27 protein-coding genes are annotated in these 25,489 nt (G+C 31.8%); 11 read left to right on the forward strand and 16 right to left on the reverse strand.

Annotated elements, in window-relative coordinates:
- Positions 1 to 14 precede the first annotated feature (14 nt).
- Both ACFPTQ_RS09115 and ACFPTQ_RS09120 read right to left on the reverse strand, forming a co-directional pair.
- A complete protein-coding gene (locus tag ACFPTQ_RS09115) occupies positions 15 to 1,298 on the reverse strand; it encodes a serine hydrolase domain-containing protein (RefSeq protein ID WP_379776625.1) in 1,284 nt (427 codons plus the stop codon).
- A 34-nt stretch (positions 1,299 to 1,332) separates the two neighbouring features.
- Positions 1,333 to 1,722, reverse strand: a complete 390-nt coding sequence (locus tag ACFPTQ_RS09120) for a DUF1398 domain-containing protein (protein WP_379776628.1) — start codon at positions 1,720 to 1,722, stop codon at positions 1,333 to 1,335.
- A 317-nt stretch (positions 1,723 to 2,039) separates the two neighbouring features.
- On the opposite strand from ACFPTQ_RS09120, the gene dnaK reads away from it, so the two are divergent.
- From dnaK to ACFPTQ_RS09150, 6 genes are all read left to right on the forward strand, one after another.
- Positions 2,040 to 3,917 carry a molecular chaperone DnaK gene (gene dnaK / locus ACFPTQ_RS09125; protein WP_278035505.1) on the forward strand — a complete coding sequence of 626 codons (1,878 nt, stop codon included), beginning with the start codon at positions 2,040 to 2,042 and terminating at the stop codon, positions 3,915 to 3,917.
- Positions 3,918 to 4,016: 99 nt separating this feature from the next.
- On the forward strand, positions 4,017 to 5,213 hold the full coding sequence (locus tag ACFPTQ_RS09130) for an AAA family ATPase (protein WP_379776632.1): 1,197 nt from the start codon (positions 4,017 to 4,019) through the stop codon (positions 5,211 to 5,213).
- Entirely contained in the window at positions 5,203 to 5,643 is a 441-nt protein-coding gene (locus ACFPTQ_RS09135; RefSeq protein WP_379776634.1) for a hypothetical protein, read from the forward strand. Before ACFPTQ_RS09130 ends, ACFPTQ_RS09135 begins: the two co-directional genes overlap by 11 nt.
- Positions 5,644 to 5,960: 317 nt before the next feature.
- Positions 5,961 to 7,031 (forward strand): magnesium/cobalt transporter CorA, encoded by a 1,071-nt coding sequence (corA, locus tag ACFPTQ_RS09140; protein ID WP_379776636.1) that lies wholly within the window; start codon positions 5,961 to 5,963, stop codon positions 7,029 to 7,031.
- Positions 7,032 to 7,095: 64 nt separating this feature from the next.
- On the forward strand, positions 7,096 to 9,189 hold the full coding sequence (gene pta / locus ACFPTQ_RS09145; protein ID WP_379776638.1) for a phosphate acetyltransferase: 2,094 nt from the start codon (positions 7,096 to 7,098) through the stop codon (positions 9,187 to 9,189).
- Positions 9,190 to 9,207: 18 nt separating this feature from the next.
- Positions 9,208 to 10,392, forward strand: a complete 1,185-nt coding sequence (locus ACFPTQ_RS09150) for an acetate/propionate family kinase (protein WP_379776640.1) — start codon at positions 9,208 to 9,210, stop codon at positions 10,390 to 10,392.
- A gap of 18 nt (positions 10,393 to 10,410) precedes the next feature.
- Here ACFPTQ_RS09150 and ACFPTQ_RS09155 read toward each other — a convergent pair whose 3' ends face one another.
- The 5 genes from ACFPTQ_RS09155 to ACFPTQ_RS09175 form a co-directional block, all read right to left on the reverse strand.
- Entirely contained in the window at positions 10,411 to 11,496 is a 1,086-nt protein-coding gene (locus tag ACFPTQ_RS09155) for an AI-2E family transporter (protein WP_379776642.1), read from the reverse strand.
- A 52-nt stretch (positions 11,497 to 11,548) separates the two neighbouring features.
- A complete protein-coding gene (locus ACFPTQ_RS09160; protein WP_379776644.1) occupies positions 11,549 to 12,652 on the reverse strand; it encodes a PAS domain-containing sensor histidine kinase in 1,104 nt (367 codons plus the stop codon).
- A gap of 212 nt (positions 12,653 to 12,864) precedes the next feature.
- On the reverse strand, positions 12,865 to 13,725 hold the full coding sequence (locus ACFPTQ_RS09165; protein ID WP_379776647.1) for a hypothetical protein: 861 nt from the start codon (positions 13,723 to 13,725) through the stop codon (positions 12,865 to 12,867).
- Positions 13,726 to 13,742: 17 nt separating this feature from the next.
- On the reverse strand, positions 13,743 to 14,561 hold the full coding sequence (gene kdsA / locus ACFPTQ_RS09170) for a 3-deoxy-8-phosphooctulonate synthase (protein WP_379776649.1): 819 nt from the start codon (positions 14,559 to 14,561) through the stop codon (positions 13,743 to 13,745).
- A 62-nt stretch (positions 14,562 to 14,623) separates the two neighbouring features.
- The gene (locus ACFPTQ_RS09175; protein WP_379777200.1) at positions 14,624 to 15,049 is read right to left on the reverse strand and encodes a 2-dehydro-3-deoxyphosphooctonate aldolase; all 426 of its coding nucleotides are present in this window, start codon (positions 15,047 to 15,049) and stop codon (positions 14,624 to 14,626) included.
- 281 nt (positions 15,050 to 15,330) lie between these two features.
- Here ACFPTQ_RS09175 and ACFPTQ_RS09180 point away from each other — a divergent pair, with 281 nt between their 5' ends.
- Both ACFPTQ_RS09180 and ACFPTQ_RS09185 read left to right on the forward strand, forming a co-directional pair.
- A complete protein-coding gene (locus ACFPTQ_RS09180; protein WP_379776652.1) occupies positions 15,331 to 15,888 on the forward strand; it encodes a YeeE/YedE family protein in 558 nt (185 codons plus the stop codon).
- A 3-nt stretch (positions 15,889 to 15,891) separates the two neighbouring features.
- On the forward strand, positions 15,892 to 16,305 hold the full coding sequence (locus ACFPTQ_RS09185; protein WP_379776655.1) for a DUF6691 family protein: 414 nt from the start codon (positions 15,892 to 15,894) through the stop codon (positions 16,303 to 16,305).
- A 75-nt stretch (positions 16,306 to 16,380) separates the two neighbouring features.
- Here ACFPTQ_RS09185 and ACFPTQ_RS09190 read toward each other — a convergent pair whose 3' ends face one another.
- From ACFPTQ_RS09190 to ACFPTQ_RS09220, 7 genes are all read right to left on the reverse strand, one after another.
- Positions 16,381 to 16,656 carry an ATP-dependent Clp protease adaptor ClpS gene (locus ACFPTQ_RS09190; protein WP_278035518.1) on the reverse strand — a complete coding sequence of 92 codons (276 nt, stop codon included), beginning with the start codon at positions 16,654 to 16,656 and terminating at the stop codon, positions 16,381 to 16,383.
- Between the two features lie 45 nt (positions 16,657 to 16,701).
- Positions 16,702 to 17,562, reverse strand: coding sequence for a 50S ribosomal protein L11 methyltransferase (gene prmA, locus ACFPTQ_RS09195; protein WP_379776658.1), 861 nt, complete (start codon positions 17,560 to 17,562; stop codon positions 16,702 to 16,704).
- A gap of 86 nt (positions 17,563 to 17,648) precedes the next feature.
- Positions 17,649 to 18,449, reverse strand: coding sequence for a hypothetical protein (locus tag ACFPTQ_RS09200; RefSeq protein WP_379776660.1), 801 nt, complete (start codon positions 18,447 to 18,449; stop codon positions 17,649 to 17,651).
- Between the two features lie 122 nt (positions 18,450 to 18,571).
- Positions 18,572 to 19,324, reverse strand: coding sequence for a triose-phosphate isomerase (gene tpiA / locus ACFPTQ_RS09205; RefSeq protein ID WP_379776663.1), 753 nt, complete (start codon positions 19,322 to 19,324; stop codon positions 18,572 to 18,574).
- A 28-nt stretch (positions 19,325 to 19,352) separates the two neighbouring features.
- Positions 19,353 to 19,874 (reverse strand): TlpA family protein disulfide reductase, encoded by a 522-nt coding sequence (locus ACFPTQ_RS09210; protein WP_379776665.1) that lies wholly within the window; start codon positions 19,872 to 19,874, stop codon positions 19,353 to 19,355.
- A gap of 269 nt (positions 19,875 to 20,143) precedes the next feature.
- Positions 20,144 to 21,247, reverse strand: a complete 1,104-nt coding sequence (locus tag ACFPTQ_RS09215) for a BT_3928 family protein (protein WP_379776667.1) — start codon at positions 21,245 to 21,247, stop codon at positions 20,144 to 20,146.
- Between the two features lie 6 nt (positions 21,248 to 21,253).
- Positions 21,254 to 21,802, reverse strand: coding sequence for a DUF1599 domain-containing protein (locus ACFPTQ_RS09220; protein WP_379776670.1), 549 nt, complete (start codon positions 21,800 to 21,802; stop codon positions 21,254 to 21,256).
- A gap of 153 nt (positions 21,803 to 21,955) precedes the next feature.
- Between ACFPTQ_RS09220 and folP the strand changes: the two genes are divergently transcribed.
- On the forward strand, positions 21,956 to 22,780 hold the full coding sequence (folP, locus tag ACFPTQ_RS09225) for a dihydropteroate synthase (protein ID WP_379776672.1): 825 nt from the start codon (positions 21,956 to 21,958) through the stop codon (positions 22,778 to 22,780).
- A gap of 1 nt (position 22,781) precedes the next feature.
- The gene (locus ACFPTQ_RS09230) at positions 22,782 to 23,417 is read left to right on the forward strand and encodes a hypothetical protein (RefSeq protein WP_379776674.1); all 636 of its coding nucleotides are present in this window, start codon (positions 22,782 to 22,784) and stop codon (positions 23,415 to 23,417) included.
- A 63-nt stretch (positions 23,418 to 23,480) separates the two neighbouring features.
- Here ACFPTQ_RS09230 and rlmH read toward each other — a convergent pair whose 3' ends face one another.
- Both rlmH and ACFPTQ_RS09240 read right to left on the reverse strand, forming a co-directional pair.
- Positions 23,481 to 23,954, reverse strand: a complete 474-nt coding sequence (gene rlmH / locus ACFPTQ_RS09235; RefSeq protein ID WP_379776677.1) for a 23S rRNA (pseudouridine(1915)-N(3))-methyltransferase RlmH — start codon at positions 23,952 to 23,954, stop codon at positions 23,481 to 23,483.
- Between the two features lie 51 nt (positions 23,955 to 24,005).
- Positions 24,006 to 24,461 (reverse strand): cupin domain-containing protein, encoded by a 456-nt coding sequence (locus ACFPTQ_RS09240; RefSeq protein WP_379776680.1) that lies wholly within the window; start codon positions 24,459 to 24,461, stop codon positions 24,006 to 24,008.
- Positions 24,462 to 24,620: 159 nt separating this feature from the next.
- Between ACFPTQ_RS09240 and nadC the strand changes: the two genes are divergently transcribed.
- Positions 24,621 to 25,481, forward strand: coding sequence for a carboxylating nicotinate-nucleotide diphosphorylase (gene nadC, locus ACFPTQ_RS09245; RefSeq protein ID WP_379776683.1), 861 nt, complete (start codon positions 24,621 to 24,623; stop codon positions 25,479 to 25,481).
- Positions 25,482 to 25,489 lie beyond the last annotated feature (8 nt).

Consider the following 25,489-nt stretch of genomic DNA (forward strand, 5'->3'; position numbering starts at 1 on the left):
GTTAGCTAACTAAATTAATCGTCAATTGTCTGTTCAGCTAAAACTTGGAATTTCCAAGAAGTAGCATCGGAAGTCTTTTGTGTTTGCTTTAGGATAATTCCAATTAATTCTTCTTTTGGGTCGGCAAAGTATTGTGTATTGAAATAACCACCCCAATTGAAAGTACCCTCGCTACCTTGACCGCCTAAATTTTGACCTTTCTCGTTTAAAATTCTAAATCCTAGTCCATGTCCAGCATCACTATTTGCCCACAAATCGCCCAACTGATTACTTAACATAAATTGTACAGTAGTTCGACTAAGCAATCGAATGCCGTTATATTCACCTTGGTTAAGAAACATTTGTAAGAAGGTTGCGTAGTCTTTAGCAGTACTTGATAGTCCAGCACCTCCTGAGAAAAAGCTTTTGGCTCCTTTTATTGGGTAGTTGGTGTCATAAAAAGTAGTTGGATACGGAATCCACTTTCCTTTTTCTTTGGTTTGAACAGTCACCAATCGGTTTGATTTTGTTTCAGGCAAATAGAAATAGGTGTCATTCATACCTAGTGGTTCGAAAATGTGCTTTCTGTAATATTCGTCCATTGGCATGCCTGACATGATTTCAATAAAATACCCAATAACATCTAGTCCTTCGCTATAAGTGAATTTTTCTCCCGGATTGTGGTGCAGTGGCAATTTGGCTAACTTTTTTACACTTTCGGCTATTGTAATTTTTTCGGTGGTAAATAAATCGGTAACACCTGCATCTTGATATATTTTTGTAAAACGGGAATCACTATCAATTTGACCGTACCCAATTCCAGATGTATGGGTGATTAAATCTCTAATGGTGATTTCTCTTTTTGCAGCTTTGGTTGTATATTTTCCATCTGGATATAATGAATCTAAAACTTGCGGATTTTTAAATTCAGGAATGTATTTTGAAATAGGATCATCTAATTTGAATTTACCCTCTTCCCATAGCATCATCACGGCAGTCGTAGTTATGGCTTTGGATTGTGATGCAATTCTAAAAATAGCATCCGTATTTAGTTTTTTAGATGAAGTATTATCGGCCATTCCAAAAGCCTTCAAATAAACAATTTTTCCATGACGGGCTACTAAGGCAACCGCTCCCGGAATTTCTGATTCGGCAATGGCTTTGTTAAGCATATTGTCTATTCGAGTTAGTCTTTCGCTCGAAATACCTACGCTTTCAGGTGTGGCTTCAGTAAGTTTAGGAGAATTTTTAATGGAATGTGTTTGCGCGAGTAGGCTTAAACTCCAAACGCTTAAAAGTGTTACTAGTGTTTTTTTCATGGTTGGTTGATATATAAAATAGATTTAATAATTTCTATTCGGGGATTTTTTCAATTAATATAGGATTATTAGCATTGTCATAATAAGTACAGGTCATTTCGATAATGTCCACGCGCCATTTGGCAATACCACAAATAGCAGCATGTTGACAAAAAGTAGAATAATCGGTTTGACCGTCTTGATGCATCACTAAAAATTCGATGAAGCGTTCTTTGTTGGCTACTGTAGAAATCGGAATAGCATCGTATTTTTTTTCCAAACTTACCTCAAAGTCATTGTCTCCATAATAGGAAACACGTCCATCAGTCACAATGGTGTCATATCCTTTTACGCCCAATTCGATAATTTCTTGAATGTATTTTGGGAAATCAGTTCCTGTTTTTACTTTGGCATGAGCCGCTTTAATTTGATCTATTGAAAACATCTTTATTTTTTTAGGTTTTCAAATATAGTTTAAAATCGAATAATTTTGGTTTTGAAATGTATTTACGAAAAGAGTAAGCCGTTTTTAGTCTAAATTACACAAAAGTCAAGGAATTAGGGGGTATCTCCTTAATATGACAGTCTTTTTTATTGTTTTTGTAAGTATGTCAGTTGGATTAAAATGCCATCTTGTCAGTGCTTTTTTTATAATGTTATTAAATTATGACAATTTTCATGAGGTTTTTAACTTGGCACAAAGATTGACTTATGCACGATGAGTTACTAAACTAGTATATTAAAAATTAAATATAAATAAAAATGGGTAAAATAATCGGAATTGATTTAGGTACGACCAACTCTTGTGTTTCTGTAATGGAAGGTAGTGAGGCAGTTGTTATTCCTAACGCAGAAGGAAAAAGAACTACACCATCTATCATCGCTTTTGTTGAAGGTGGAGAAATTAAAGTGGGAGATCCTGCAAAAAGACAAGCGGTAACTAATCCAACTAAGACTATTGCTTCTATCAAACGTTTTATGGGACATACTTTTGCTGAAACTGAAGAAGAAGCAAAAAGAGTTCCTTACAGTGTAGTAAAAGGGGACAACAATACGCCACGTGTGGATATTGATGGTCGTTTATACACTGCTCAAGAATTGTCTGCAATGACACTTCAAAAAATGAAAAAAACTGCTGAAGACTATTTAGGTCAAACAGTTACTGAGGCAGTTATTACTGTTCCTGCTTACTTTAACGATGCACAACGTCAAGCTACAAAAGAAGCTGGTGAAATCGCTGGTTTAAAAGTAATGCGTATCATCAACGAGCCTACTGCTGCTGCTTTGGCTTACGGATTAGATAAAAAAGGAAAAGATCAAAAAATTGCTGTTTACGATTTAGGTGGAGGTACTTTTGATATCTCTGTATTAGAATTAGGAGACGGAGTTTTCGAAGTATTATCTACAAATGGAGATACTCACTTAGGAGGAGATGACTTTGACCAAGTAATCATTGACTGGTTAGCTGACGAATTCAAAGCTGAAGAAGGAATTGATTTACGTCTTGATCCAATGTCATTACAACGTATCAAAGAAGCTGCTGAAAAAGCTAAGATTGAATTATCTGCATCTGCTGAAACTGAAATCAACTTACCATACGTAACTGCTACAGCTTCAGGGCCTAAGCACTTAGTGAAAAAATTATCTCGTTCTAAATTCGAGCAATTAGCTGATTCTTTAGTAAAACGTTCTATGGAGCCAGTTGCTAAAGCGTTAAAAGATGCTGGTTTATCAGTTTCTGATATCGACGAAGTAATCTTGGTAGGAGGTTCTACTCGTATTCCAAGAATCGTTGAAGAAGTGGAGAAATTCTTCGGTAAAAAAGCGTCTAAAGGAGTTAACCCTGATGAGGTTGTAGCTATTGGTGCTGCTATCCAAGGTGGTGTACTTTCTGGAGATGTAAAAGATGTATTATTACTTGACGTTACTCCATTATCTTTAGGTATCGAAACTATGGGTGGTGTAATGACAGTTCTTATCGAAGCTAACACTACTATCCCAACTAAAAAATCCCAAGTATTCTCTACTGCTGCTGATTCTCAACCATCTGTTGAAATTCACGTATTACAAGGAGCTAGAGCAATGGCTGCAGATAACAAAACAATTGGTCGTTTCCACTTAGATGGTATTCCACCAGCACCAAGAGGAGTTCCTCAAATCGAAGTTTCTTTCGATATCGATGCTAATGGTATCATCAAAGTTTCTGCTACAGATAAAGGAACTGGAAAATCTCACGATATCCGTATCGAAGCTTCTTCTGGTTTAACTGCTGAAGAAATCGAACAAATGAAAAAAGATGCTGAAGCTAACGCTGACGCTGACAGACAAGCTAAAGAAAGAGCTGAAAAATTAAACGAAGCTGACAGCACTATCTTCCAAACTGAATCTCAATTGAAAGAGTTAGGAGATAAAATTTCAGACGAGAATAAAACAGCTATCGAGTACGCTTTAACTGAATTAAGAATGGCTCACCAATCTCAAGATTTAGCTGCTATTCAAAAAGGTTTAGATAACGTAAACGCTGCTTGGAAAAAAGCTACTGAAGCTATGTATGCTCAAGGAGAGCAAGGTCAAGCTGCTGCTGAGCCACAAGCTGAAGGTGATAACGTTCAAGACGTAGATTACGAAGAAGTAAAATAATCTTTGTATTAAGTTTTTAGTACTAAGTATTAAGATAGAACCGAGCCAGAAATGGCTCGGTTTTTTTGTTATATTTACACTGTAATTAGAAAACAAGAAATGGAAAAATTAATAGTTAAAAATTTTGGACCAATTAAAGAAGCTGAAATAGATCTCACTAAATATGTAGTATTTATAGGAGATACCTCTACAGGAAAAAGTGTTTTGGCAAAGTTGATTTCTATTTTTAGGGATAACGATTTAACTTTTGCAATAGATAGACTCGAGGAATTAAGAAAATTATTCATCCATTATAATATTGATTTTAGCTTTAAAAAATCTTCGTTTGAATACATTAATGATAGTTTAAAGATAGCAGTATTTAATAGGGAGATAAAAGTTTTTGAAAATGAAAATTTATTGATTTTTGATGAAGACTCTGATAGACATAGATATACTAAAAAAGAAGCTTTAATAGATATTAATAATAGAATAAATAAGATTTTAAAAAATGATAAAAATCTCTATGGATTTGAAGAGATAGATGAAGTAAAAAAAATGCTTGAAGAATTTATAGCTGTGAATAAAAAATCACCTTATTCATTACCTATATATATACCTGCTGAAAGGATATTGGTTTCTATGCTTAGTACTTCTGTATCTGGATTATGGGCAAATAATGTAGCTTTACCTAGTTGTTTTAAAGATTTTTCAGCAAGATATGAGGTTGCAAGAAAAGAAATTAAAGAATTATATTTTGAACCATTCGGAATTCAATATAATTCAGATAATGAATCTGATTATGTCAAATTTGAGAATAATGAATATAGATTAACTCAAACTTCAAGTGGAATTCAATCATTAATGCCTTTGTTGTTGGTTTTTGAATATGAAATTAATTACAGTAATAATAAACTTAACAAAACAATTTTGATTGAGGAACCAGAATTAAATTTATTTCCTATTAAGCAAAAAAAACTTATTGATTGTATTATTCAGAAAATAAGGTTGACAGATCATAAATTAATTATAACAACACACAGTCCCTATATACTTTCATCTCTTGATACATTAATGTTAGCTAAAAATACCTTCAATGAACATTCTGATTTAAAAGAGGAAATAGCAGCAATTGTTTCAGAAGATAAATGGATAGATTACGATGATATTTCTGTTTATGAAGTAAGAAATGATGGAAAAGTATATTCTATCAAAAATGAAGAGTTTCGTAGTATCGATGCTAATGCAATAGATGGAGTTTCGGATATTATTTCAGAAGAGTTTGATAAATTAACAGAGTTAAGATATGCACACTGATTTTGATGAATTGATTGAAGCTCATCAAAATTGTTGTATAAAAAGCAAAGTAGCTTCAGAAAATGGAAAGCGATTTGAAATTGTTAAAAATGAAGATTTTACTAGAATTAGAATTGATAATTGTTTAATAACTTCACAGCAAGTTCAAAAATGTGATTTTGGTTTTGTCAGACATTCTAATAATGAATTTTATTTTGTGGAATTAAAAGGAAAAGAAGTGAATACTGCTTTTGACCAAATTGTTAGTGCCATCAATATTTTTGAAACTACTATTGTCAAAATTCCTAAAGAAAAAAGATTAGGTTTTATTGTGAGTTCTAAAAATCCTTTATCCGGTCAAAAGACAAATAATTTAAAGCAAGCTTTTGCTAAAAAGTATGGTAAGATTTTAGAAATTAAAAATATTCATTGTAAATATATTCCAAAGTAAACCGAGTCAGAAATGGCTCGGTTTTTTTTGTGCTTTATTTTTTTTAAACATGATTTTTAATTCGAAGAAAATTTTTAAAACATGATTTATCTCATAAAAGAGCATTGTATTTCAAGCTACTTTTGACACAATTAAAAGCATGTTTTTAAATTGTTAAGTTGTTCTTTTTTGCCAAAAGTTTTTCGTAATATTACTGTTATACCATTTAGAATATCAAAATAGTTCAATTTTAGAGGTATAGTGCCGTAGTATATTTCATTTAGTAGAATTTTTATTGGACTAATTTGAAATAACAAACGGTTTTAAATGATTTTTGTATGAGAAAAATAAAATATAAGAAAGCAAGGAAAGTACAACCTTACCAATTGATTTATACTGGTAAACACAAGAATCAAGAGTCTAAAATGCAGTTGTTTGTTTACAACGATTTAGATTTTACAGAATATCAGGATTTAAGAATACATGATTTTAGTGAGTGTATTGATACAACTCAAACAAATTGGCTTAATTTACATGGATTGAGTGATGTTAAAACAGTTGAAGGTATTGGAGATTTTTTTAATATTGATAATTATTTGCTTTCGGATATTTTAAATACTTCCAGAAGAACTAAAATGGAAGAATCCGCAAGTAGTTTGTTTTTCAATATAAAGTCAATTTTACCAACAGAAGATTCAGATAATATTAATGTAGAGCAAATAAGTTTCTTTGTGAAAGATGATATTTTAATTTCATTTCAAGAAAAAAGTAGTGATTTTTTCACTCACATACGAGAAAGATTGCGTACGCATTCGGGTGTGGTTAGAACAAAAAAAGCGGATTATCTTCTGTCTCTTCTTCTAGATGCAGTAATGGATAATTTTTATATTACCATTGAAAATGAGGAAGAAAAAGTTGAGGAATTAATCAATTTATCTAAAGTAAGTACCAATCAAGATATTTTGGTACGAATAGAAAAGCATCGTGATAATTTTAATTTTTTAAAACGTTCGATAGTGCCTCTTCGAGATTCTTTGTATGGAATTAAAACCTTAAAAGAAGATGTAGTTTGTAATGTAATTGAGGAAGATTCATATGTATATTTTTCCCGTTTGCACCAGAAAAGTTTGGAGCTTTTAGAACAAATAGAATCAGATTTGGAGATGCTAGAAAGCGCTTCAAATTTCTTTTTCTCTTTACAATCCCATAAGATGAATGAGATTATGAAAACCTTGACGATTGTCTCGGCTATTTTTATTCCGTTGACATTTATAGTTGGAGTTTACGGGATGAATTTTGATCATATGCCGGAATTAAGATATGAAAATGGCTACTACATAGTTATTGGAGTTATGTTTTTAATTAGTGTATTGATGGTTGTCTATTTTAAAAAGCGAAAATGGTTTTAGAAACAAACGCTCATTACTTTAAAAAAAAAATAATAGAAATAAAAAAAGGATTAAATCTAATAGAATGAACAAAGCTATTTATATCGCAACTTCAGAAAGTAATAGCGGAAAATCGATTATTACTTTAGGATTGATGAGTATGCTAATTGGTAAAACAGCTAAGGTGGGTTATTTCCGGCCAATAATTGAAGATTTTGAAGATGGAAAGTTGGACAACCATATTGAAACCGTAATTTCTTATTTCGGATTAGATATTCGCTTTGAGGATGCTTTTGCTATTACCAAAAGTCAATTAATCAAAAAGAAGAATAAAGGTAAAATCGGGGATGTTCTGGATTTGATTATTGAAAAATTTAAACATCTGGAAGAGCGTTTCGATTTTGTTTTAGTAGAAGGAACCAGCTTTAGTGGAGAAGGTACAGCTATCGAATTGGATATGAATGTGCTAATTGCTAAAAACTTGGGTATTCCAACAATTATTGTTGGTTCAGGTGTTGGTAAAACTCTGGAAGAATTTCTTGATGGAGAATACCTGGCTTATGATTCTTTCAAAAACAAAGAAGTGGAAGTTTTAGCTTTTATTGCTAATAAAATCCAACCGGAAAATTTAAAATTAGCAGAGGATGGCTTGCGTAGTGTTTTACCCAAAGAAGTTTTGGTAAGTGCTATCCCCGTTATTTCGAGTTTGAATAATCCAACAGTTAAAGAGATTGTTGAAGAATTAGATGCTACCGTTCTTTTTGGAAAAGAGTATCTTAATAATGAAGTGGGCAATTACAGCGTGGGAGCGATGCAGTTGCGTAATTATTTGTCTCATCTTAAAGAAAATGCTCTTGTAATTACACCTGGTGATAGAGCTGATATTATTTTAGGAGCATTACAGGCACATGAATCAGCTAATTATCCATCGATTTCAGGTATTATTTTGACAGGAAATATTCTGCCAGAGGATACTATTTTAAAACTAATTGAAGGATTGCATAGTGTTGTACCTATTATTTCGGTAGAAGGAGGTACGTATCGTATTACCAACCAAATAGGGTCTATTCAATCTAAAATATACGCAGAAAATAAACATAAAATTGAAACATCGATTACTACATTTGAAAAATATGTTGATATTGATGCTTTAGCAGATAAATTAAGCGCCTTTCAAGCTGAAGGAATGACGCCTAAAATGTTTCAATACAATTTGGTTAAAAGAGCCAAACAACATCGTAAACACATCGTTTTGCCGGAAGGAAACGATGATCGAATTATCATTGCGGCTTCTAGGTTGTTAGCAATGGATGTGGTGGATATTTCGATTATTGGTAGCAAAAAACAAATAGAAAACAAAGTAGCCGAATTAGGAATTGCATTCGATTTTTCGAAAGTGCATATTATTGTTCCAATAGAATCCCCTAATTATGAAGATTACGTTAATACGTATTACGAACTCCGAAAAAATAAAAACATTTCAATGGCTATGGCTAGGGATTTAATGGAGGATGTGTCTTATTTTGGAACGATGATGGTGTACAAAGGTCATGCAGACGGAATGGTTTCGGGAGCAGCTCACACCACACAGCATACTATTTTACCGGCATTGCAATTCATTAAAACCAAACCAAATTCAAGTGTTGTTTCCTCAATATTTTTCATGTGTTTAGAAGATAGGGTTTCAATTTTTGGGGATTGTGCTATCAATCCGAATCCTACTGCAGAGCAATTGGCCGAAATAGCGATTTCTTCAGCCGATTCAAGTTTGGCTTTTGGTATTGAACCAAAAGTAGCCATGTTGTCTTATTCTTCGGGTTCGTCAGGAAAAGGGGATGAAGTAGAAAAAGTGCGAACAGCAACTGAAATTGTAAAGAAAAAACGTCCCGATTTAAAAATAGAAGGTCCTATTCAATATGATGCTGCTGTAGATATGGAGGTGGGACAAAGTAAAATGCCAAATTCGGAAGTAGCAGGACAAGCAAGTGTGCTTATTTTTCCGGATTTGAATACAGGAAACAATACTTATAAAGCAGTTCAGCGAGAAACAGGCGCTTTGGCCATTGGGCCAATGTTGCAAGGTTTAAATAAACCTGTAAACGATTTAAGTCGTGGTTGTACCGTAGATGATATTATTAACACAGTCGTGATTACAGCGATTCAGGCACAGGGATTGTAATTTTTAAATTGTAATTTAATGAAAATAGTTATCATCAATTCAGGGAGTTCCTCTATAAAATACCAATTAATCGATATGCCAACCCAAGACGTAATTTGTAGTGGTATGATTGATAGAATCGGTTTGGATACTTCCAATTTCACTTATAAAACCAATAAAGATTCCATTGAGGATATTTTAGCTATTCCGAATCATAAAGTAGGATTGGAGAAGATTTCGACTTTGTTATTAGATGAAAAAGTAGGTGTAATTCAAAGTACTGCCGAAATTGAAGCGGTGGGACATCGAGTGGTTCATGGTGGAGCAAGTTTTTCGGATACGGTTTTAATTACTGAAGAAGTAAAAGAAAAAATAAAACAGCTTTTTGAATTAGCTCCCTTGCATAATCCGGCTAATTTAGAAGGTATTGTTGTTGCTGAGGAAGTATTTCCATCGGCGAAACAAGTGGCGGTTTTTGATACGGCTTTCCATCAAACCATGCCCGAAGTCGCTTATCGTTATGCAATCCCTAATTATTTGCTAACCGAAAACAAAATCAGAGCCTACGGATTTCATGGAACTTCCCATAAATATGTTTCCGATAAAGCAATTTCTTTTTTAGAAATAAACGGCAAAATAATTAGTGTGCATTTGGGGAATGGTTGCAGTATTACTGCTATTAAGGATGGTAAAAGTGTGGATCATAGTATGGGATTTGGTCCCATGAATGGATTAATAATGGGAACCCGAAGTGGCGATATTGACCAATCAGTTGTTTTTTATATGGTGAATACTTTGGGGTATGATTTAAACGAAGTTAATACTGTGTTGAATAAACAAAGTGGAATGCTTGGTATTACGGGGCTTAGCGATTTGAGGGACATTGAAGCCAATGCCGAAAAAGGAGATTTGAATTGTCAATTAGCTTTAGATATGAATGTTTATCGTATTAAAAAATACATAGGAGCTTATGCAGCGGCAATGAATGGGGTAGATGCTATTGTTTTTACTGCTGGAATTGGTGAAAACTCTTCTTATATCCGAAAATCAGTTTGTAAGGATATGGAATTTTTAGGAATTGAATTGGATGAAGCAAAAAACGAAATTCGCTCTAAAGAAATAAGAGAAATCAATACGGTAAATTCTAAAACTAAAGTTTTGGTAGTTCCAACCAATGAAGAACTAGAAATTGCAAATCAGGTTTATGATTTGATTTTGAAATAAATCACAAAACCCCTCTCGTTAGGGGTTTTGTTTTTTTGTGGGCAATTTACCTTCTCCTAAAAGTATTGAAAGTGGTTTTAAACTATCGGTACGGTCAGCAATGAGTTTTATGATACTCGTAAACGGAATAAATAAAATCATTCCCGCAGCGCCCCATAAAATACCTCCTAGTGTAATCATGATGATAATAACCAGGGTGTTTATCTTTAATCGGTTGCCAACTATATATGGAAAAATGATATAAGCTTCTAGGATTTGAACAATTCCAAAAACGCTAATTACACCTATTGGGTACCAAATTGAATCAAAAGTAATCCATGAAATAGCTATAGGTAATAGTGATGATATCATAATACCTACGTATGGGATAAAAGTTAATATGGCAGCTATAAAACCAAATGTAAATGGATTAGGGATGCCAATTATTAATAGTCCGATACTGTTTAAAAATCCCACAATGATATACACAAATAGCATTCCTTTTATGAAATTATGATAAGCACTGATGGTTTCTGTTAGAATTTCGAGAACATTATTTTTTTGATCTATGGGAAATGTATGAAGTAAAGCTTCTGTTAACATTTTTCGGTGAAAAAGTATCAATGCAGAAAATACGGGAATGATAATAGTGTAGTATAAAGTGTGTGAAAACGAATAAAATGATGATTCCAGAATAGCTAGTACTTGATTTTCCGAATGGTCTATTAGGTTTTTAAAGAAGATAATTTGTTCGGTATTAGTTATGTTAAAATATTGTGCAATTAACATACTTATTTGGTTGAGAGCTTCTAAAATTTTTATTTTAAAAGGTTCCCATTCCATAACAAATTCTTTGATTTGGAAAAAGAGTAAACTCAAAAGACTGATTAATAAAACAAAAACAATTGTTAAAGAAAGACCTATAGCGATAATAGGATTAATACCTTTCTTTTCTAACCATTTGCATACAGGATGAAGTATAAAGCTAATAAGTATAGCAAAACTTAAAGGGATAAAAAGTAGTTTCCCAAAATATAGAATTATTGATGCTAAAACAAAATATTGTAACAATACTAATCCTGAAATGTTCTTGTTGGTTAAAGGTATTTTAGGAATCAAGTCCATAATTAAGATTATTTTTGCTTTAAATTACTAAAAATAATCGATATACCGTCTTTTAATCCTTAAAAGTAATGGTGAAGGTAGAACCTTCGTTTACTTTGCTGTCTAATGAAATTTTGCCACCAAGATTAGTTACGTGTTTGTAAACTAAATACAAACCTATACCGTTGCTGTCAATGTGATTGCTAAACGTTTCGTATAGACCAAATACTTTGTTGTGTACTTTTTCAAGGTCAAAGCCTATTCCGTTATCAGAGATGATTAATTGGGTAGCATTGTTTGTAATTTCAGAACGAATAGAGATATTGGCTAATGTATTTGGTTTGGCATATTTGATAGAATTGGTGATTAAGTTTAAAAAAATACTTTTCAAATACGATTTATTGAATTTGATTATGTCAATTTTGGAAAAATCAATACTTATGGATGCTTGTGAATTTTGAATTAATGAATTAATTGAAATTAAAACTTCATTCAATGTGTTACTTAAGGAAATATCCTCTTTGTTTATGTTGTAGTTTTGGTTATTAGCATTTAAAAGTTTTATATATCCATTTAAGTTTTCTTTTAGTGTGTCGGTAGTGCTTTTAAGAATGTTAATGAATTCTAAGGTTTCAGAATTTTTGATGTCTGTTGTTTCTAAAAGTTCAAAAATCGAAATCATATTATTTACAGGTGACCTTAAATCATGAGCTGTGCTATAACTTAAATTTTTAAATTCTTCGTTAATTTCTGTAAGCCGTTTTAAGTGTAATTTTCGTTCCTCTTCAAGCTCTTTTTTGTGAGTGATATTTTTAGCTACTGCATAAATAAGTTGTTCTTCTTCAACAGGGATTGAAGTCCAGGATAGCCAAATAACGCGACCACTTTTAGTTACATATCTATTTTCAAAATCAAATAAAGGAACTTGATTCTTCAATTCATTTCTAGCTGAACTTGTTTTTTCTTTGTCATTTTCATGAACAAAATGATTAATCGGTCGTTCTAGTAATTCTTCATTTGTGTATTCTAATAGATTTGAAACTGAGGGGTTTATTCTCTTAAAATATCCGTCGTATCCAGAAATGCAAAACAAGTCATGAGAAAGATCAAAAAACCTTTCAAAATTGGTAAAAACCTCAAAGTTGCAAACAAATTCATTTTCTTTGTTCTTTGTCATAAATATTTACAAAATAGGGTTAGACTACAAGTAAATAGGTTTATTCAAAAAAAGATCTGGGGTGATTTTTATACAAAAATAATTTTTTTTTGGAATTTGGAGTGTTTTTTTTATAAAAAAAAGATTATATTTTTTTAATTACACCAGAGGGTAATAAAAAAGGCTTGTTAATCAACAAGCCTCTGTATCTGAATATTGCAGTTAGGTCATTTTTAAATTTTAAAAATTCCGCCAAAAGTTATAATTCTTTGGAAAAAGAAAAAATCTTGTTTTGCTTTATCATCTGTACTTTGAGTTGTACGAATGTCTTGCATATTGATGTATCCACCTTTTAATTCGCCTTGAATAAAGAAATGTTTGAAAAAAGTAATATTCAAACCCGCTTTTGCCGATAAACCATATCCCGAAACATGAAAATCATCATGACGCTCTTTACCTAACAAAGTGGTATTGGTTCTGGGGTATAAAAGCCCAGCTCCTAAACCTTCAGTGATGTTAATTTGTATTTTATCTGTATTTGGAAGCTTGAATAACGATGAAATGTCGTCAAATCGTGAAACTTCGGTATGCACATAATTCAATCCGTCTGTATGCTCATACATTAAAAAAGTTTCATCAGAAAAATTTACAGGTGTATTGTTATAGACCCCATTATGAATTGCTCCAGCTTCTGATAATGGAAGGTTGATATTTCCAGTAACATTTGCAGTTTGATTTTGAGTCATTACGTATTTCATGTGATCTACACCAATTGAAACGCTATAATGGTCGCTAATAAAATAACCTAAACGTAAATTCGTTTGCGGGATTGTCATTTTCGTTGGATTGATATAATCGATATGCCAACCTTTAGGTTTGTCATGTGCTACCATGTTGTCTACTGTAAAATGGTAGTTTTTACCCGTAAAAGTTACATCAGATTTCGAATAGGATTCTCTGTTACCTCCCCAGTTTATAAAAAATTTTCCTTTGTTGTGAGCTGTGTATTTTTCCTGCGTACTGATGGTTTCTTGCGCACTAAGGTTATTTATGAATACGAATGCTGTTATTGCAGCAGTGAATATATTTTTCACGTTTTTTATATTGTTTTTTAGAATGAATTAACCGTTTTTCTAATTGCTACTAATTTGGTCATTAAATCTTCAAAATAGTCTAAATGCAGCATATTAGCACCATCACTTTTGGCGTTAGCTGGGTCAAAATGGGTTTCAATGAAAATTCCATCTACACCTACAGCAATTCCAGCTTTTGCAATGGTTTCAATCATATCTGGACGACCACCTGTAACTCCTGCTGTTTGATTAGGTTGTTGTAATGAATGTGTAACATCGAGTACAGTAGAAGCATATTGTTGCATAGTAGGAATTCCACGGAAGTCAACAATCATGTCTTGGTATCCAAACATGGTTCCGCGGTCAGTAACCATTACATTTTGATTGTTGCAATCCAAAACTTTTTGAACGGCATGTTTCATGCTTTCAGGACTCATAAATTGTCCTTTTTTTAAGTTAACGGTTTTTCCTGTATTGGCAGCTGCTACAACTAAATCGGTTTGACGTACCAAAAAAGCTGGGATTTGTAAAACATCTACATATTGTGCAGCTTTGTCAGCATCTTCATTAGTGTGAATGTCGGTAACAGTTGGTACATGAAAAGTTTCAGATACTTTTCGTAGAATTTTTAATGCTTTTTCATCTCCAATACCAGAAAAGCTATCAATTCGTGAACGATTTGCTTTTTTGAATGAACCTTTAAAAACATAAGGGATTTGTAATTTATCCGTTATGCCAACTATTTTTTCAGCTATACGCATAGCCATTTCTTCTCCTTCGATAGCACATGGCCCTGAAAGTAAAAAGAAGTTACCACTTTCAGTATGTTTAATTTGAGGTATGTTTTGTATATTCATAAGTGATTATTAGAAGTTGCAAATGTAATTAGGATTTGCGACTTGGTGTTTTATTTCGTTTTTTATTCTATTTTTTTTATGGAAAGTCCCATTGGACACATTAAGTAGCCTTTTTCATAAATGTTAAGGTATAAGATTACAGGTTTTTTTTGTCCTTCCCAGCGAATTTCATAAACATTTAAAAATCCAGCTCCCATAGTTGTTCTTTTTGATGGAAAAGGACAGCAGCTTTCTAATTTGTTGTAAGTGATTTTTTCTCCTTTTGGTCCTGCCAAAGCATTTAAAAATCGTTCTTCGTTTAGTTTTTCGTTAGTGGTAGTGTAGTAAAAAATATTTATCGGGTAATCTTTATTATAGCCGTATCTTTTATCCTTGCTGTACTCCGTAATAATAAAGGTATTTTCTTTAGAAAGTCTAGGTGTTGGAGCATTATCATCAACATTGCGTAATGTAGATTTAGTACTAATACAAGAACTACTCAAAAACATAAGTATCAATCCAAGAATGATTTTTTTTGAGATTACAAAAGCGATAAGTTTTTTGTTTTCTTTAATTTTTTTGTAAAAAATATTGATTAATTGTGATTTCATAAAATTGAATTAACCCCTAATGTAGGTTTTATTAATACTAGTACAAAGATATTGAGAACTTCAATGTTTAGATTCATTTTTTTACTTTTTTTAAAAAATTGAATTCTTTTTGTCTTATGTAACCTTTCTCACATAGTTTTGGTATTTTAGTTTTTAAATTTGCATAAAAAATTATCAATATGGAGTTAATTTATCATACCTGGTCTTGGTATATTTCAGGTTTTGTAATTGGTTTAGTGATGCTAAGCTTAATTTATTTTGGAAAAACATTCGGTATGTCTTCTAATTTGCGAACCTTATGCAGTTTGGCAGGAGCTGGAAAAAAAGTTTCCTTTTTTAATTGGGACTGGAAAGCACAACGCTGGAATTTAGCAGTTGTGGCAGGTGCCATGTTAGGAGGTTTTGTTGCTACTCATTATTTGAGTGATGCTTCAAATGTGTCTATTAATCCTAAAACAATTGAGCAACTTCAGGCTATGAATATAGATGCGCCAAAAGGAAAATTGATGCCAGATGCTTTGTTTTCACCTGAAGTTATGAACTCTCCAAAAGGGCTATTGATTTTACTTATTGGGGGAGTACTTATTGGTTTTGGTTCTCGTTATGCTGGTGGTTGTACTTCAGGGCATGCGATTTCAGGCTTGAGTAACCTGCAATTACCATCATTAAAAGCTGTTATTGGTTTTTTTATAGGTGGATTAATTATGTCTCATTTTATTTTACCATTAATTTTTTAAGTTATGAAATTGATAAAATTTATTTTAGTTGGATTTGTTTTTGGAATCGTACTGACTAAATCAGAGGCCGTTTCATGGTATCGTATTTATGAAATGTTTCAATTTCAGTCTTTTCACATGTATGGTATAATTATGATAGCTGTTCTTACGGGAGTTATAGGGATTCAGTTAATCAAAAAGTTTAATGTAAAAGATTATTCAGGAGAACCTATAAAAATTGAAAACAAAGAACCATCAACAGTTCGTTATCTTTTAGGAGGATTAATTTTTGGTTTAGGTTGGGCTTTAGCTGGTTCTTGTCCTGGTCCAATTTTTATATTAATTGGAGCGGGTTTTAATACAGTAATTATCGTTTTATTGGGAGCTTTATTAGGTACCTTTCTTTATGGGGTATTAAAAGATAAATTACCACATTAATTTATTACAATTGAGCTTAAAAAAATGCATTCGCTACAAACGAATGCATTTTTTTTATGTGATAGTAAAGGAAAACTAAATAATCTCTGCACTAAGTCCTGCTTCTAAAAGCTGAGTACATTGTGGTTTTAATTTGTCCATAGGACCTGTTTTTACAGTACATTTTCCATTATAATGAACAATTAATGAACATTGCTCTGCTTGTTCTGGAGTGTGTTCACAAACACGCATTAAGGTTTCAATAACGTGGTCAAAAGTATTTACATCGTCATTATAAAGAATGATTTCATTGTTTTTAGTGGTAATTTCTTGGACACTAACTTTTTCTCTTACTTTTTCAATAGTACTCATTATAATCTTTATTTGTGCTATAATTATTTGATAATTAACAAAGTACTAATTTACATATTTTAGTGATACCCAATTGTTTCTTTCGAATTTTTTAACATAAGTTAGCCCTTTTTCTGTACAAGAAGCATCTATAAAAGGGATGTCTTCGTTGTAAAATCCGCTTAGTAATAAGGTTCCTTTTGGGTTCAAACAATCAACATAAGTTTGCATATCATTCAACAGAATATTTCTGTTGATGTTTGCAATTATTAGATCGTATTTTTTTCCTTTTAATAAAGATGCGTCACCTTCATAAACACTTATTTTTGTGCAATTATTACGTTCGGCATTTTCAATAGAATTTAAATAGCACCAGTTGTCAATATCGATAGCGTCAATTGGTTGTGCGCCTTTCATTTCTGCCAAAATAGCCAAAATAGCTGTTCCGCATCCCATATCTAAGGTTTTCAATCCTGTAACATCCATTTCTAACAAATGTTGAATCATCATGTGTGTCGTTTCGTGATGACCGGTTCCAAAACTCATTTTTGGTTCTATGAGAATGTCAAATTCAGCATCTGTTTTAGGATGAAAAGGCGCTCTTACATGGCATCTTCCATCAACGTCTATTGGTTCAAAGTTTTTTTCCCATTCTTCGTTCCAGTTTACCTGCTCAATTTCTTCATAGCTGTAGTCAATTTCAAATTCCTCAGAATGAAGAATGTTTACATTGTCAAGAATCATTTCGTCCCACAACTCTTTTTGAACAAAAGCTGAAATTCCAGTTTCGGTTTCAGTAAAACTTTCAAAGGCAAGTTCGCCTAATTCGGCAACTAAAATTTCCGAAGCCAATTGTTTAGCTTCTTCACTGTTATTAGTATTTTTTGGTTCAATACTAAAATGATAGGCGATATAAATATTTGACATAGTGTTATTTTTTGCGCAAAGGTAAGTAATTATTTCAGGAATAAATTAGTCTAATAGGCTTTAGAAAACTTTTAAAAAAATGTTTTTTAAATGAAGTCAATTAAAATTTTTCTCAAGTCATGTAGCGGTTTTAAAGAAATTTCAGTTCCACTTTCACCGTTGTTAGAATAGTCAAAAGGGTTATCCAAATCTTTAATTAGCAAAAACATATATGCAATTAAAAAAGTAACTACTAAAGTAAAAAATAGTGAAGCATAAAAAGGTTCCATCTTTATTATTAGCAAGCAGCTTCCTATAATAACACCCATAGCTTCTAAAATTGTATAAGCTGAACTCACAAAATTTGTATCTCTTATAGTATCAATCCTCAAAATCATTTTTCGCAGATTGTTTTGTTCGTTTTTCAATTTTAAAATATATGGCGGTGGAACCCCTTCTTTGTTAAGTTCGATTAAAAAGTGGTTCATGTCACTTATTTTCTTCAAAATATTTTTGGTTTTTTCTTTTTTGTAAAACCAATTTATAAGAGAGGTACAAAACATTTTTTGAAATTCTATAAATTCAAGTGCTGTTAATGTATTTTTGGTTTTATAAATGGTATAGGTATCATCAACTAACGATTTGATTGAAGCGGAAAGTTCGCTAGGTATCTTTTCACTTTCTTTGTAGTCAGAAAGCACACCACTAATTAAAAAACCAATTAAAAATATTGTACCTGCTACTAAACTCGTAAATAAGGCATTTAATTCAAGAACTTCCCATCCGAGATAATGTGTAAAAATTTTAAGTAGTGCAAGAATAATGATTAATGGTGTGATACGAATTGCGATTGACCATTTTTGCCAAATTTTGTTTGCTGAATTTTTGATTAGCTCTTTAGGTTCCATTTTTTAAACAATGTTTTTTAGATAACGTATTTCTAATGATAGTGGTATTTGAGTATTGTTTATTAATCAAAAAATCCTCAATCACGGCTGTGATTGAGGATTCTTATAAAAAAAGTATTTTATTAGATAGCTGTAACGATAGCTACGAAATCATCTGCTTTTAAGGCAGCTCCACCAATAAGACCTCCGTCTACGTCTGGTTTAGAAAATATTTCTTTTGCATTTTCTGGTTTTACAGAACCTCCGTAAAGGATAGTTGCATTTTCAGCGATTTCTTTACCATAGGCTTTAAAGATCGTTTCTCTGATAAATTCGTGCATTTCTTGCGCTTGTTCAGGTGAAGCAGTTTCTCCAGTTCCAATAGCCCAAACTGGTTCGTAAGCCAATACAATTTTGTCCCAAGCTTTAGCGTCGATTTGGAATAATCCATCTTTTAATTGGTTTTCAACTACGTTGAAGTGATTGTTAGATTGACGGTCTTTTAATTCTTCTCCAAAGCAAAAAATTACGGTCATATCGTGTTTTAACGCTGTGTTTACTTTATCAGCAATTAAAGCATCAGTTTCGTGAAAAATAGCTCTACGCTCAGAGTGACCAAGGATAACTGTGTTTACACCAACAGAAGTTAACATATCAGCAGAGATTTCTCCTGTAAATGCACCGCTTTCCGTTTGATGAACATTTTGAGCCGAAACACTAATGTTAGTTCCTTTTAGTTGATTTACTGCTGCAGCCAAGTTTACAAATGTTGGCGCAACAATTACTTGTGCTGTAGTGTTAGCAGGCACTTTAGCAATTAATTCGCTTAATAATTCGCTAGTTTGTGCTGCATTTTTGTGCATTTTCCAGTTTCCTGCTACAATTTTTTTTCTCATTTTCGTAGTGTTATATTTGATTTTGTTTTTAATTATTTTCGTTTTCTAATTGACTTAATGTATTGTTTATTTTTTCAAAATCGGTCTCAATAGCACGATATACAACTATTTTTCCTTTTTTATCAATAATAATAGTTCTTGGAATCCAGTCTAAATCTATCGCTTTGGCAAAAATACCTTTCATTTGGTCTTTAGCCATATAATGTATTCCTTTTAAATCGTATTTTTCTATTCCATATTTCCATTTTTCGGCAGTGTCATCCATCGAAATGTAAATGTAGGTAGCGTCTGGATGAGCGGCTTGTATTTCTTTAGCTTTCGGGATGTCTTTTATACAATCACGACACCAAGATGCCCAAATTTTGATTACAACATTTTTTCCTTTGTTTTGTGATAAAATCTTTTTAAAAGCAATAGGAGAGCCATCAGTGTTTAAGACAGATTCAGCTAGTGCTACTTTAGAAAAAGCTGTTTTTTGAGCGTTCGATTTTGAGCAAGATAAGGTTATAAATACCAATACTATTGCAATTGTGTTTTTCATTTTCTTCATAGGGACAAAGTTAAAATAAACCTATTTTGAATAGGGCTGTTTTTTGATTTTTATTAAAAAAAATAACAAATACAGTTGTATGAGTTATAAAAGTGACAATGAAAACGTAATAGTTGGTTTTCTAGTACTTATAAATTAATTAAAATGGCGATTTTTTTCATTCAAAAATGATTAAAAAGCACGGTTTAATCAGTGTTTTTTAGATTAACTTAACTTAAAAAAGCTCCTAATTGTCTTTTTACAGAACAAAATTAGGAGCTTTAATCTATTTATAATTTTAGTTTATCAGTATCGTTATAATGTACTTTTTGTTTTATAGTTCCTTTGTTAAGAATTACAATACTTGGATTGGCTCTTTCTACGGTTTTGAGTGCAATTGCGTCGCAGGTATAAAAATCAAATTTTAGATTGTATTTTTTTTGTGCTTTTGCAATTTCATCTTGTGATGAGTTGGTCATACCTATAACCTTGTATCCCTTAGAAGTTGCCTCTTTTTCAATAGCGCTAAGTTTTTGCATTCCTTCTTCTTTAGACGATTTCAAATCATAAGTAACAATCATTACTAATTTTGGTTCTAGAAGCAATTCGTCTTTATAATCTGAATTGTCTTTTGTCATTGTAAAATCATGAATAGGAGGAACGTAACCTTGGCTAATAATCTTGTCTTTTCTATCTACAAATTCAGCTCCTTCAGGTAGACTCATTAAATCTTTTTCACTGAATTCTTTTAGTGTACCATTTACTTTGTAAATAAAAATCATTTCTACCACAGGAGTTGGCGCTCCTGCTGGAATTTCCATTCCCTTTTGAATATTAGTGCCTACTTTGTAAGGTCTAAAATCGATATAAGGTAAATGGTTGATAACCATGTAAGCTATGAAAATGCATACGGCTAATCCTAAATATACAATAGCATTTTGAAAATTATTGTTATTAAATAAAGGTCGGATAAGTCTTTGGTTAACAAATAAAATAAGAATGAATACTAATAAAATAACGTCTTTTCCAAATGATTCCCATGGTGTTAGGTGTAAGGCATCTCCAAAACAACCACAATCTTTAACCACATTAAAATAAGCAGAATAAAAAGTAAGGAAAGTAAAGAATACAATCATTAATAGTAAACTCCAAATGGTCAACTTGGTTTTGTAACCTATGAGTAACATAATTCCTAAAACGACTTCTACAATAACCAAAAATACGGCTAAATATAAGCTAATAGGTTCTAAAAAGGGTAGGTTGAAAACAGGTTCACTAAAATATTCTGCTAGTTTATAGGAGAAACCTATAGGATCATTTAATTTAATCAATCCGGAAATGATAAATAAAATACCGACAAATAGTCTTGAAAATTGTGTGATGAAATTCTTCATATAGTATTATTTGTTATTAGTAAAACCCATTAATATTAATGCAAATACAGAGTAATTAATCATGTCCTGGTAATTAGCATCAATTCCTTCTGATACAAGAGTTTTTCCTTTGTTGTCTTCAATTTGTTTTACACGAAGTAATTTTTGCAAAATCAAATCAGTTAAAGAACTGACACGCATTTCTCTCCAAGCTTCACCATAATCGTGGTTTTTTGCTTCCATTAAATCTTTGGTCAATTGTACTTTGGCATCATACAGTTCACTTGCTTTTTCAACATTTAGATCTGGCTGGTCTACAACTCCAAGTTCTAATTGAATTAAAGCCATAATCGAATAGTTGATGATACCAATAAATTCACTTGATTCATCTTCGTCTACTTTTCGAACTTCATTTTCTTGTAAACTGCGAATTCTTTGTGCTTTGATAAAAATTTGATCGGTTAAAGAAGGTATGCGTAAAATGCGCCAAGCACTTCCGTAATCTTGCATTTTATTAACGAAAAGGGAACGACAAATTTCAATTATTTTGTCATATTCTTGAGAAGTATTCTTCATTATTATTACTGTATATTTGTCTAAAATTTTCCCAAAAATAGGGATAATATTTAAAATGTTTATTGTTTGCTATTTTAAAGTTCTCACAAACTAATTGTTTTTAAGACTTTACTAACTTTAAATACCAAACAGATAAAATTAATTAATTAAAGTATGACCATAAATTGCAAAGGAAAGCTCGTTGATTTATCAAAACCTAAGGTTATGGGGATTTTGAACATTACTCCAAATTCTTTTTTTGATGGTGGAAAATATACAAGTGACGATGAAATTATTGCTAAAGTTGAAAAAATGCTTAACGAAGGAGCCACATTTATTGATGTAGGGGCTTATTCGAGTAAACCTAGTGCTGAATATGTTTCGGAGGAAGAAGAGTTAAATCGTATTTTACCAGTTGTTCAATTATTGGTCAATAAATTTCCAGATATTTTACTTTCTATTGATACTTTTAGAAGTAAAGTGGCGAGCGCTTGTATTGAAAACGGAGCAGCTATAATTAATGATATTTCGGCAGGAAATTTAGATGATAAAATGCTCGAAATAATTGCTCAATATCAAGTTCCGTATATTATGATGCACATGCGTGGGACACCACAAACAATGCAAAGTTTGACTAATTATGAAGATATTATAAAAGAAATTCTTCTTTATTTCTCTCAAAAAATAAGTCAAGCCAGAAGCTTAGGAATTAATGATTTAATTGTTGATCCTGGTTTTGGTTTTGCAAAAACAATAGAACAGAATTATGAAGTAATGCAAAAAATGCAATTATTACATCATTTAGAATTGCCCATTTTAATTGGTATTTCCAGAAAATCGATGATTTATAAAACACTAGAAATATCTGCTGACGAAGCTTTGAATGGAACTACTTTTTTAAATACTTTTGCGCTGACAAAAGGAGCTCATATTTTACGAGTTCACGATGTAGCTGCAGCCGTTGAGTGTGTAAAATTGTTTGAAAAATTGAATGCTTAAAATGAAATATTTTAGTCTTATTGCTTTGTCTTTTTTGTTTTCTTGCGGAAATAAAGAAGATATTTTACTTCCTAAATCGGATACAACTGTGGTTAATGATGTTCAAGATCATTCGCCAATTTATTTGTTTTTTAGAGAACAAAATAACGATACACTAGTCGAAGTCAATAGAAACAATAGTATTATTACAACCAATTGGATTTTTAATATTGACAAACGATTACCATTAAAAATTGTTGTTCCTGAAGTAATCAAATTGCAGGAAAAAAAGCGAAAAGAAAAAGCGCATAAAAACGAAAAGGCTGAGAATTATTATGCTTATGCCGATTCTATCAAGAAAAATATGGCTTTTATTCCTTTTACAAAAGTGAATTATTATCTTAGAAAACCTAAAAAAAATGATTTTGTTATTGCTTTTAAAAAAGGGAGTGACAAGGTTTCTCTTAACGGAAGATTTGTAAAAAAATCAGATTTATTACAGGAATTTTTTAGTATTCAGTTTATAATTAAACCTCGTTTTGTAGTTCAATTTGATAAAAACATGTCTTATGGAGAATATATTCAAAACAAGATTTTATTACGAAAATTTGATTTGTATAATGTGAATCCTATTTCTCCTAACGAGTTTGTTAATTAAAGTTATGTGTTAAGTGTTATGAGTTTTAGGTTAGGATTGTTTATTTATTCTGCCTTCTAACTTCTATTGATGGTGATAAGGTTCGTTTCTTAAAATCGTAAAACCGCGATATAGTTGTTCGATGAAAAATAAACGTACCATTTGGTGAGAAAAAGTCATTTTAGAAAGTGAAATTTTGCCTTGTGCTTTAGCATAAACAGTATCCGAAAAACCATAAGGCCCTCCAATTACAAAAACCAAGGTTTTAATTCCTGAATTCATTTTCTTTTGTAATTCTTCCGAAAACCCTAAGCTGGAAAAGTTTTTTCCGTTTTCATCCAATAAAATTAATTGATCTGATGAACTAATTTTGGACAAAATTAATTCGCTTTCTTTTTCTTTTTGTTGGCTTTCGGATAAGTTTTTTACATTTTTAATATCAGGAATAATTTCCAAATCAAATTTGATATAAAAAGACAAACGTTTGGTGTAGTCGTCAATTAAACTTTGTAATGCTTTGTTATCTGTTTTGCCAATGGCGAGAAGTTTGATGTTCATTTTAGGATTATTTTCGAAGCAGCAAAGATATAAAACCATTGCTTTTTATTTTTATTTTGGGTTGTTTGTAGTGATAACAAATACAATTAAAATAGAATCTGTAGTATTTGTTAAGGAGTGAAAACCTTCGCCACTCATCGCAGTAATACTTCCTTTTTTTAGATTTTTTTTACGAATGATACCGTCTTTTTTTGTCATTTCAAGATATTCGCCTTCGCCATGCATAACAATATATAATTCTTCCTCATTTCGAGTTCCATGAGTGTGAAAACCCGCTTGGTCGCCTTTATTTAAAAAGACCATATAAGCACCAATACGATTGTTGGTTAATTCCCCTTCGTCAAACATTTGCAACAAATAAACAATTCCATTTCCTCCGTACATTGGATCGCGTTTGTCTACTCTCACAACGGTTTTTGCTGGCTTATTGAAAGGGGTAACACTAAGATCGATATATTGAGACACTAATTTGATTATTTCGTTGTTTTCAGCGGTGATATCAGTCATTTTGCAATGGTTTTCTTTGTGATGCTTATATTTTTTTTCAAATGTAAAACATAAATTGCTTTTCAAAATTACTTTGGAATAATTTTGGTTGGAATAGAAACAAATTTTCAATTCCACAAAATATGTTCTACTTTAGCAAGATATAAATTTGTAGTAAAAATGATTAGCGAAGCACAATTTCAAAACGAGTTAGAAGTATTAATAGCAAATGCCATTCGTGAGGATGTAGGAGATGGAGATCATAGTTCATTAGCCTGTATTCCTTCATCAGCGCAAGGTAAAGCCAAACTTTTAGTGAAAGACAATGGAATTATTGCTGGAGTAGAATTTGCTAAAATGATTTTTAATTATGTTGACGCTAATTTGAAAGTGGAAACCTTTATCGAAGATGGAACTCCAGTGCAATATGGAGATGTGGTTTTTCATGTTTCTGGAAGTTCGCAATCTATTTTAAAGGCAGAGCGAATGGTTTTGAATTCAATGCAAAGAATGTCGGCAATTGCAACTAAAACGAATAGTTATGTACAATTGTTAGAAGGTACCAATACTAAAATTTTAGATACTAGAAAAACAACCCCTGGTTTTCGTGTAGCCGAAAAATGGGCAGTGAAAATTGGAGGAGGGGAGAACCATCGTTTTGCTTTGTATGATATGGTGATGCTAAAAGACAATCATATTGATTTTGCTGGAGGAATTACTTTGGCTATTGCTAAAACCAAGGCATATTTGAAAGAGACTAACCGTGATTTAAAAATTATTGTTGAGGCAAGAGACCTTGATGAAGTAAAGGAAATTGTTGCAGCAGGTGGTGTTTACCGTATTCTTTTAGATAATTTTGATTACGAAATGACTAAAAAGGCTGTTGCTTATATTGGAAATGCTTCAATGACAGAATCATCAGGAAATATCAATGAAGAAACGATTCGTTTGTATGCTGAATGTGGTGTCAATTATATTTCTTCTGGAGCATTGACCCATTCTATTTATAATATGGATTTGAGTTTAAAGGCAATCGAATAATTGCCAAA

It is taken from the genome of Flavobacterium sp. GCM10022190, from assembly GCF_042656445.1.
Classification (GTDB): Bacteria; Bacteroidota; Bacteroidia; order Flavobacteriales; family Flavobacteriaceae; genus Flavobacterium; species Flavobacterium nitratireducens.